This is a genomic window from Pantoea sp. C2G6 (assembly GCF_051336815.1).
In the GTDB taxonomy this organism is placed as follows: Bacteria; Pseudomonadota; Gammaproteobacteria; order Enterobacterales; family Enterobacteriaceae; genus Pantoea.
The window spans coordinates 1-9,900 of record NZ_JBGMNJ010000028.1 but is presented as its reverse complement, the minus strand read 5'-3'; the positions used below and the strand labels follow the sequence as shown (position 1 = coordinate 9,900).

Here is a 9,900-nt window from a genome sequence, read left to right as displayed (position 1 = left end):
CGGTGCCGCACTTCCAGGTGGAAGGGATGGACGTCAACCTGTCGCTGGTTTCCCAGATGCCGAAGGCGAAATCATAACCCGGGGCAGGAAGCCGATGAAAACGGAACAACCGTTATGGGGCAGAGGCATCATGGTCTCTCCCCAGCACTTCCAGCAACAGGCCGCTTACGCGGCCTGGTCTGCGGAATGCATCGCCCGGATGGGCCTCTCTCATCCCTGGGGGATGATTGAGGCCTCGTTTGAACCGGATACGCTGAAGCTGGGACGACTCCAGGCCCGCCATCTGCACGTCCGCTTCCCGGACGGCACCCTGATTGATACGGATAACGCGGACGCACTGCCGCCGGTCCTCTCACTGGAGAGCGAATCGCAGTCGGTGGTGGTGCTGCTGGCTCTGCCGCTGCTGCGGGCGAACGGCGGCAACTGCCTGAAACCCGATGAGGTGGCGGAGCGGCCAGTGCGTTTTCGTCAGCGCTGGCGCGATGTTCGCAATACCTTTGGTGACGACACCCGTCAGATTGCGGTGATGCAGCCGGAGCTGACGCTGCGCTTTGCTCATCAGAACAACAGCGATTATCTGACCTGCCCGGTGGCCCGCCTGCAACGGGATTCGCAGGGAGGCTGGGCGCTGGACGAGGCGTTTCTGCCGCCGCTGCTGACCCTTCAGGGCAGCCGCTGGCTGGTGGCTCAGCTGGAGCAGCTGATGACGCAGCTGCGCGCCCGGCTGGGGCGTCTGATGGCGATGCGCCGGGAAAGTAACGAGCGGATGGCCGATTTTGCGGTGGCCGACGTTTCGCTGTTCTGGCTGCTGAATGCCCTGAACAGCGCAGAGCCGGTGCTGGGTCAGTTTCAGCGCAACCCGCAAAGTCCGCCAGAGCGCCTCTATCCAGAACTGGCCCGGCTGGCTGGCAGCCTGCTGACCTTTTCGCTGGAGCACCAGGTGAACGCCATTCCGGTCTGGCAGCATGAGCAACTGAACAGCGTCTTCCCGCCGCTGTTTAACCTGCTGGGCGATCTGCTGGAGGCGAGTCTGCCGTCGCGGGTGGTCTCGCTTGAGCTGGAGCATGACGCGCGTCTTCACTTCTGGCAGGCCCGTCTGCATGACCCGCGTCTGCGCGAAGGGGCTGATTACTATCTCTCGGTGCGATCACCGATGCCAGCGGCGCAGTTGCAGGAGCAGTTCCCCCGTCAGTGCAAAGTGGGCAGCCCGGATCATGTGCGGGGGATCGTCAACTCTTCCCGCGTCGGTGTGCCGCTGACCCCGCTGCGTCATGTGCCAGCCGCCATTCCGCTGCGGCTGGAAAACCAGTATTTCAGCCTGGATCTCTCCCATCCGCTGGCAACTGAAATGCTTCAGAGCGGCACCTGTATGTTTTACGTCCCAGGGATGCTCGGCGAGCCTGAACTTGAACTCTTTGCGGTACTGAGAACATGAGTGAGCGTAAACGCGGCACCGCCGCGTCGATTGATATTGATGCCCTGTTGCAGGTGACCTGGCTACAGGTGATCAGTCTGCGCCACGGCCCGACATTCCAGGATGGAGAGGGGCGGCTGCTGTGGGAGCGCTGTATCGCCGATGTGGAGCGCGTGCAGCGTGAACTCAAAGCGGCCGCGCTTGACGAGGCGGGTTGCCAGCAGATCCTGACCGCGCAGTGTGCGCTGCTGGATGAGGCGGTCAAAGGGCGCGGCGTCGAGGATGACGCCTGCGTACAGTGGTATGACATTCCGCTCCAGGGCCATTTTCTCGGCACCATGGATGCCGGTGACACCCTGTGCGACCGGATGCGGCAGGTGCTGCGCGAGCCTGCGCCCGACCACGCGGTGGTGACCTGCTTTCATCGGGTGATGATGCTGGGATTCCTCGGCAGTTTTCGCTCCCTGAATGACCCGGATCGCCAGAAGCTGGTCAGTGCGCTGACTGAACAGGTTGAGCCTTTCACTTATCCGCAGGCTCATCCTGTGCTGGCGGAGAGCCGGACCGGTCAGGGCCTGGGACGATGGCTGGCCAGCTGGCCGGTGCGCATCGGCCTGAGCGTGCTGGTGCTGGCGGCCCTCTGGTGGGGACTTAATCACTGGCTGGATCAGATGCTGATCACCCTGCTGCCGGGAGCGGTGAAATGAGTGCTGCACAACAGCGCTGGCTGGCAGCGTGGGCCGCACTGCTGAGTGGCGCAGTCTCTCTGGGCTTTCTGCCCGTCACCCGTCTGGTGGCGGTGTGGATTCTGCTGGTCGCGCTGGGGCTGATTGCCGCGATCTGGTATTGGGCGAGCCGTCGTTCTGAGCCTGTGACTGACCTGCATCTGGACAATCTGCCGGATGCGACCTATCGCCAGCCGGTGGTGCTGGTGTGCGGCGATCTGCCGCAGGCCTGGCCGGAGTCGTCAGCGGTGCTGACCGTCACCCAGGGCTGCTGGATCCGGGTCGAGGATCATCAGGATCTGGCGCAGGTGGCACGGCAGGTGCTGTGGCTGCGTCCCGACTGGGGACGCCAGCTGTCGGTGATGGTCAGCGTCTGCCCACAGAAACATGCCGATGGCGAAGCCCTCACCAGCCGCCTGCTGGCGCTGCGCTGGCAGATCAGCCAGCTGCGTAAGGAGACCGGACAGAGTGTGCCGCTGGTGCTTAACGGTCAGGCTGGCAGCGCGATGATGAACGACCAGCTCTGGCAGGCGGCCATTCCGGGTGAAGGCGTGAGTGTCTGGCGTGAGTCTTCCGCGCCCAGCGCTATTGCGGCGTGGGTCACCACCGGCGGAGCAATGGCGATGCAGCAGCAGGTGGTGATGAACAGCCTGATCAGCTGGTTCCACCACCATGTCAAAGCGGTATTTATCGATGAAAACCCGGATATTCCGGTGATTGCGCCTGCCGCCGTGCTGTGGGGCATCGGACCGATTCTGGCCGGAAGCCTGGCGTCATCCATCTGGACCGCCTGGCTCTCACGCCATACCGCTATGCAGCGGGTGGCGGGCTGGCAGCCGGTGGGGACCGACAGCACGGTGCTGTCGCTGTTTCCCGACTTTGTGCTGCCGCTGCTGCCGGAAGGTCAGGGGCTGACGCCGCGGGCCCGCGCCTGGCGCTACGGGCTGACCCTCTTCACCTTTGCCGCCATCGCCGCGCTGCTCAGCAGCGGCTGGCATAACCGCCAGCTGCTGCACCGCGTGAGCTTTGACATCGCCCGCTATGACCGGATCGCCATGGATGATTACGGGCCGAAAGCCGCGGCGGTCGTACAACTGCATGAGGATGCGGCTCAGCTGGATGAGTGGGCGCGTAATGGTGTTCCGCTGCGGATGAGCCTGGGTCTGTATCAGGGTGAGCGGCTGCGCATGCCGGTGCTGGATGCGATTCGTTCCTGGGTGCCAGCGCCACCGCCGCCCAAACCTCAGCCGGAATCTGAACCGGTGCCGAAAATTGTGCGCCTCGACAGCATGTCGCTGTTCGCCTCGGGCAGCGCTGAGCTGAAGGCGGGTTCGACAAAAATGCTCATCAATTCGCTGGTTGGCATCAAAGCCAGGCCCGGCTGGCTAATCGTGGTCGCAGGCCACTCCGACAACACTGGCAATCCACAACTGAACCAGACGCTCTCCCTGAAGCGTGCCGAAGCGGTGCGCAACTGGATGCGCGACACCGGCGACGTGCCGGAAAGCTGTTTTGCGGTGCAGGGCTATGGCGCAGGCCGCCCGATCGCAACTAACGACACGGCGGAGGGCCGTGCGCTCAACCGCCGTGTCGAAATCAGTCTGGTACCGCAGGCAGACGCCTGTCAGATACCTGACACCCCCTCAGCGTCATCGCAGGATGATGGCGCTCCACAACACAATGGAGAGTAATGATATGGCAATTCCGGTTTATCTCTGGCTGAAGGATGACGGCGGCGCGGACATCAAAGGGTCTGTCGACGTTCAGGATCGCGAAGGCAGCATCGAAGTGGTGGCGCAGGAGCACAACCTCTACATCCCGACTGATAACAACACCGGCAAGCTGACCGGCACGCGCATTCACACGCCGTTCCTGTTTACCAAGGAGATCGACTCCTCCAGCCCGTATCTCTACAAGGCGGTCACCACCGGCCAGACCCTGAAGTCTGCGGAATTCAAGTGGTACAGAATCAACGACGCGGGCCAGGAGGTGGAGTACTTCAACACCAAACTGGAGAACGTGAAGGTGGTGAAAGTGAATCCGGTGATGCACGACGTCAAGGATCCCGCTTTCGAGAAGCATAACCACCTGGAGCAGATCGAACTGCGCTACGAAAAAATCACCTGGACCTACAAAGACGGCAACATCATTCATTCCGATTCCTGGAACGAACGCGCCACCGCGTAAGCCTGATGCGGACAGGATTTCCTGTCCGCAGTTTTTTGCTGAGCGCCGGTCCTGACGGGCGCTCAGCAAAGAAACCCACAATCTGCCAGCCTGACCTCGCGCAACCGGGTCTCCTGAGTCTCAGGAAACTGCGGGGGCGGTAGCGTGCCCTGAATCAACCGAACAGAGAGAACATTGAGAAATGGAAAATCCAGCTATCCTGTTACGCCGTCTGAACCCGTACTGTGCCCGCGCGATGGAAGGCGCCGCGTCCCTGTGCCAGACCCGCGCCCATGCTGAGATTCTGCCGGAGCACTGGCTGCTGAAGCTGCTGGAGCAGGGCGAAGGCGATCTCACGGTGCTGGCGCGCCGTTATGAATGGGAGATGGATGCCCTGTGGCAGGACCTGCTGGGTTGGCTGGATCAGCAGCCGCGCTCGGTACGCCAGCGCCCGCAGCTGTCGGAAAGCATTCAGACGCTGATGCAGGAAGCCTGGCTGATTGCTTCACTGCGCGGTGAGGAGCAGATCCGCAGCGTCCATCTGCTGATGGCGCTGACCGGGAAGCCGAAGCTGGCGCGCTGCGATGGTCTGTGGCCGCTGCTGACGCTGGGGCAGAGCCAGCTGGAGCGTCTGCGTCCTCTGCTGGATGCGCAGTCAGACGAACGCCCGGAGGTGCAGCAGGAAGCCGCGCTGGCGCAGAGCCACGGCGGCGAGGTGGAGTTTATCGGGCGTCCGGCTGGTGCTGAGATCAACAAGGGGGAACGCAATCCGGCGCTGCAAAACGCACTGGACAAATTTACCCTCGACGTCACCGCCAAAGCGAAAGAGGGCAAAATCGATCCGGTGTTTGGCCGCGACACTGAAATCCGCCAGATGGTCGATATTCTCTCGCGCCGCCGCAAGAACAACCCGATCCTGGTGGGAGAACCGGGCGTCGGCAAGACGGCGCTGGTGGAGGGGCTGGCGCTGCGCATCGCCGAAGGCAACGTGCCGGAGAGCCTTAAACCCGTCTCGCTGCGCACGCTCGACCTCGGCCTGTTACAGGCGGGGGCGGGCGTGAAGGGGGAGTTTGAACAGCGCCTGAAAAACGTGATTGACGCGGTGCAGCAGTCGCCAGAGCCGGTGCTGCTGTTTATCGACGAAGCCCACACCATTATCGGTGCGGGTAACCAGGCAGGCGGTGCCGATGCCGCCAACCTGCTGAAGCCCGCGCTGGCGCGCGGCGAACTGCGTACCATTGCCGCCACCACCTGGTCCGAATACAAACAGTACTTCGAGCGCGACGCCGCGCTGGAGCGCCGCTTCCAGATGGTGAAAGTCGACGAGCCGGACGACGACACCGCCTGTCTGATGCTGCGCGGCCTGAAGTCCCGCTACGCAGAGCACCACGGCGTGCACATTACCGACGATGCGGTCAAAGCGGCGGTGGCACTGTCGCGTCGGTATCTCACCGGTCGTCAGCTACCGGACAAGGCGGTTGATCTGCTGGATACCGCCGCCGCGCGGGTGCGGATGAGTCTTGATACTGTGCCGGAATCCATCACCCGCCTGAAAGCCGGAGAAACGGCGCTGGCGCTGGAGCAGCAGGCGCTGCTGGAAGATGTGGCGGTGGGCGGTAACCGGCATGGCGACCGGCTGGCCACTATCGAACAGCTGCGCGGCGAGCTGGAGAGTGACATCGCTGCCCGGCAGCGCCGTTTTGAAGAGGAGCAGGCGATTGCCGCGGCGCTGATGGCCAGCCGGCAGGACATCAGCCGCCAGCAGGAGATCCATACTCTGCAACAGCAGCTGGATAAGGTGCAGGGCGGCGATGCCCTGATCCAGATTGATGTCGACACCCGCACCGTGGCTGGCGTGATCGCCGACTGGACCGGCGTGCCGCTCTCCTCACTGATGAAGGATGAGCAGACCGGCCTGCTGACGCTGGAAGATGAGATCGGCAAACGGGTGGTCGGGCAGGCGGTTTCGCTGAACGCGATTGCGCAGCGGCTGCGTGCGGCGAAAACCGGGCTCACCCCGGAAAATGGTCCGCAGGGCGTGTTTCTGCTGGTGGGGCCAAGCGGGGTGGGGAAAACCGAAACCGCGCTGGCTCTCGCCGATGTGCTGTATGGCGGCGAAAAATCCCTTATCACCATCAACCTGTCGGAGTATCAGGAGCCGCATACCGTCTCCCAGCTGAAAGGCTCCCCGCCGGGCTACGTCGGCTACGGCCAGGGCGGCATTCTTACCGAAGCGGTGCGCAAGCGCCCCTACAGCGTGGTGCTGCTGGATGAAGTGGAGAAAGCGCACCGCGACGTGATGAACCTCTTCTACCAGGTGTTTGACCGCGGCTTTATGCGTGACGGCGAAGGCCGTGAGATCGACTTCCGCAACACCGTTATTCTGATGACCTCCAACCTCGGCAGCGATCCTTTGATGCAGCTGCTGGACGAACAGCCGGACGCCAGCGAAGGCGAGCTGCATGAACTGCTGCGGCCGATCCTGCGCGACCACTTCCAGCCAGCGCTGCTGGCCCGCTTCCAGACGGTGATCTACCGGCCGCTGGATGAGGCGGCAATGCGCATCATCGTTGAGATGAAGCTCGGACAGGTCAGTAAGCGCCTGCATCGTCACTACGGCCTGACCACCCATATCGGTGAGAGCCTGTATGACGCCCTGACCGCCGCCTGTCTGCTGCCGGACACCGGCGCGCGCAACGTCGACAGCCTGCTGAATCAGCAGATCCTGCCGGTGCTGAGCCAGCAGTTGCTGATGCAGATGGCGGCGAAGCAGAAACCGCAGTCACTGCTCCTGGAGTGGAGTGAGGAAGAGGGCGTGGTGCTGGAGTTTGATCACAGAGCGGGAGTGAGCGTATGAGCAGCGATTTTCCAGTCAGCTTCAGCCACAGCCACCACCTGCTGGCGGTGAAGGGCTGTGAGGCAGGGCTCGACGTGCTGGCGTTTGAGGGCGACGAGGCCCTGAGCCTTCCCTTCAGCTACCGCACGGAGTTCACCAGCAGTGACCACGCCATCCGCAAAGAGATGATGCTGATGAAGGCCGCCTCCCTGACGCTTCAGGCCCCGGCGGATCAGGGTTACGGCATTAAGATACAGCAGCCGGTGCGGGTGATTCAGGGGGTGGTGACGGGGTTTGAGCGCCTCAGCACCTCCAGGGATGAGACCCGCTACGCCCTGACGCTTCAGCCGCGGCTGGCGCTGCTTGACCGCACGCGGCAGAACGCGATTTACCAGGACCTGTCGGTGCCGCAGATTGTGGAAAAAATCCTGCGCGAGCGCCATAACATGCGCGGCCAGGACTTTCTGTTCTCGCTGACGGGAGAGTACCCGCGCCGTGAGCAGGTGATGCAGTACGGCGAGGACGACCTGCACTTTATCACCCGGCTGCTGGGTGAGGTGGGTATCTGGTTCCGCTTCACCACCGACACGCGGCTGAACATCGACGTGGTGGAGTTCTGCGACGACCGGCAGGGGTACGGGAAGGGCGTGACGCTGCCCGCCGTGCCGCCGTCGGGCCAGCACTCAGCGGGCACGGACGCGGTGTGGGGGATGACGTGCCGCCACGCGGTGGTGCAGAAGCAGGTCAGCACCCGCGACTACAACTACCGGCAGGCCACGGACGAGATGAACACCCAGGCCGATGTGACCCGCGGGGATGAGACCACCTGCGGCGAGGCCTATCACTACGCCGACAACTACCTGACGGCGGGCAGCGCGTATGAGCGCAGTCCGGCCCCGGAGAGCGGGGCGTTTTACGCCCGCATCCGCCATGAGCGCTACCTGAACGGCCAGACGCGGGCGCAGGGCATCACCGGCTGCCCGGCGCTCTCTCCGGGTCAGGTGCTGAAGGTCACCGGCGGGTACGAGGTGGCGGAGGTGTTTGCGCAGGGGGTGGTCATCACGGCGATGCGCAGCCACGCGCGGCGCGACGCGGACTTTGGCGTGGCGTTTGAGGGCATCCCGGACAGTCCGGATTTCTGCTTCCGTCCTGAGCCGGGTCCGCGCCCGGTGATGGCCGGCACACTCCCGGCCCGCGTCACCAGCACCACCGAAAACGACGCCTACGGCCACATCGATAAGGACGGCCGCTACCGGGTGAACATGCTGTTCGACCGCGACAGCTGGGAGACCGGCTTCGAGAGCCTGTGGGTGCGCCAGTCCCGCCCGTACGCCGGAGATACTTACGGCCTGCACCTGCCGCTGCTGGCGGGCACCGAGGTGGCGATTGGCTTTGAGGACGGCAACCCGGACCGGCCCTACATCGCGGGGGTGCTGCACGACTCGGCGCACCCGGACCCCGTCACCATCCGCAACTACAGACGCAACGTGCTGCGCACGCCGGCGAACAACAAAATCCGGCTGGACGACGAGCGGGGGAAAGAGCACATCAAGGTCAGCACGGAGTACGGCGGCAAGAGCCAGCTGAACCTCGGTCACCTGGTGGATGCGGAAAGGCAGAAGCGCGGCGAGGGCTTTGAGCTGAGGACCGACGGCTGGGGGGCGGTACGGGCGCAGAAGGGCATCTTCATCAGCGCGGACGGTCAGGCAAAAGCGCAGGGCCAGGTGCTGGAGATGCAGCCTGCGGTCGCACGGCTTTCGGCAGCATTAGTGGAAATGGAGTCTCTTGCTGCCAGCGCACAGCAGGCTCAGGCGCTGGCTGCCGATGTCGGTCGTCAGCAAAAACTGCTTAAGCAGAAAATAGAGCAACTACAGCAGGAAGTGATTCTGGGGAGCGCACCGAAAGGAATGGCGCTGGTGAGCGGGGAGGATATGCAGCTGTCGGCGAGTGAGAATCTGACGCTGACGGCAGGCAAACAGCTTGATGTGGGAGCGCAGAAAGACTTCACCCTGGCGGCGGGTAGTCGGCTGAGCCTGTACAGCCGGGAAGGGGCGAAGCTGTACAGCGCGCATAACGATATTGATATTCAGGCGCAGGGCGGGAGCGTCACGACGTGGTCGACGCAGGACACGCACATATCGAGCGGCAGGAGGCTGGTGGTGACGGCGCAGGATGAGCTGACGCTGATATGCGGTGGAGGTTATATCAAAATCAGAAGCGGGAATGTTGAGATTGGCGGGCCGGGGAAACTGCTCATTAAGAATACCGGTATCAGGAAAGCGGGTTCAGGCAGCATGCAGGGGGTGATGAAGTCGTTTGAGCCGGAGACGTTTGATGAACGTTTTGTGTTATTACACCCTATCAGTGGAGAGCCTATTGCTAACCAGCGTTACAAAATTACCCTGCCGGATGGCACGGTGCAGGAAGGGGTAACGGATGTTCAGGGAAAAACGCCGCTATTACAGGGGGTAGTAATGGATGATGTGGTGTTTGAACTTGTGAAAGGACGCTAAGCATATGGATAAAATGATATTACGCGCTGGCGGGATTCTGGGCTTGCTGCTGACCTGCGGTGCTTTATCGGGCTGTATTACGACGTCCGGAATGGCGTTTGGTGCGGCGTCGGGCGGGATGGCGGCCAGAGGTGTGGGCCATGATTTTAAATACTATCTGTTCGACGTGCCGCCGCAGGTGATTTACCGGATAGATGATCACCGGTTTTTCACGCTGGAAAACTATAAGGACTGCGCTCATGGCGG

8 protein-coding genes are annotated in these 9,900 nt (G+C 62.8%); all 8 read left to right on the top strand.

Annotation, left to right across the window (positions count from 1 at the left end; genetic code table 11):
* Nucleotides 1-77, top strand: a 77-nt coding sequence (locus ACCW71_RS20405) for a hypothetical protein (RefSeq protein WP_436370156.1), incomplete at its 5' end; no start/stop codon positions are given.
* Nucleotides 78-94: 17 nt separating this feature from the next.
* Entirely contained in the window at nt 95-1,435 is a 1,341-nt protein-coding gene (gene tssK, locus ACCW71_RS20400) for a type VI secretion system baseplate subunit TssK (protein WP_436374460.1), read from the top strand.
* Nucleotides 1,432-2,121, top strand: a complete 690-nt coding sequence (tssL, locus tag ACCW71_RS20395; protein ID WP_436374458.1) for a type VI secretion system protein TssL, short form — start codon at nt 1,432-1,434, stop codon at nt 2,119-2,121. Before tssK ends, tssL begins: the two co-directional genes overlap by 4 nt.
* Nucleotides 2,118-3,830, top strand: coding sequence for an OmpA family protein (locus ACCW71_RS20390; protein WP_436374456.1), 1,713 nt, complete (start codon nt 2,118-2,120; stop codon nt 3,828-3,830). The genes tssL and ACCW71_RS20390 overlap by 4 nt, the downstream gene beginning before the upstream one ends.
* Before the next feature lie 4 nt (nt 3,831-3,834).
* Complete coding sequence (gene hcp, locus ACCW71_RS20385) at nt 3,835-4,326, top strand: type VI secretion system effector Hcp (protein ID WP_436374455.1); 492 nt, start codon at nt 3,835-3,837, stop codon at nt 4,324-4,326.
* A 181-nt stretch (nt 4,327-4,507) separates the two neighbouring features.
* Entirely contained in the window at nt 4,508-7,162 is a 2,655-nt protein-coding gene (gene tssH / locus ACCW71_RS20380; protein WP_436374454.1) for a type VI secretion system ATPase TssH, read from the top strand.
* Nucleotides 7,159-9,654, top strand: a complete 2,496-nt coding sequence (locus ACCW71_RS20375; RefSeq protein ID WP_436374453.1) for a type VI secretion system Vgr family protein — start codon at nt 7,159-7,161, stop codon at nt 9,652-9,654. The genes tssH and ACCW71_RS20375 overlap by 4 nt, the downstream gene beginning before the upstream one ends.
* Before the next feature lie 4 nt (nt 9,655-9,658).
* On the top strand, nt 9,659-9,900 hold a 242-nt coding region (locus tag ACCW71_RS20370), incomplete at its 3' end, for a T6SS immunity protein Tli3 family protein (RefSeq protein WP_436374452.1).

What these genes read in the sequence shown, in the direction of transcription:
- ACCW71_RS20375 (WP_436374453.1), top strand. Translation starts at nt 7,159, where the DNA reads ATGAGCAGCGATTTTCCAGTCAGCTTCAGCCACAGCCACCACCTGCTG.
- tssH (WP_436374454.1), top strand. Translation starts at nt 4,508, where the DNA reads ATGGAAAATCCAGCTATCCTGTTACGCCGTCTGAACCCGTACTGTGCC.
- tssL (WP_436374458.1), top strand. Translation starts at nt 1,432, where the DNA reads ATGAGTGAGCGTAAACGCGGCACCGCCGCGTCGATTGATATTGATGCC.
- hcp (WP_436374455.1), top strand. Translation starts at nt 3,835, where the DNA reads ATGGCAATTCCGGTTTATCTCTGGCTGAAGGATGACGGCGGCGCGGAC.
- ACCW71_RS20390 (WP_436374456.1), top strand. Translation starts at nt 2,118, where the DNA reads ATGAGTGCTGCACAACAGCGCTGGCTGGCAGCGTGGGCCGCACTGCTG.
- tssK (WP_436374460.1), top strand. Translation starts at nt 95, where the DNA reads ATGAAAACGGAACAACCGTTATGGGGCAGAGGCATCATGGTCTCTCCC.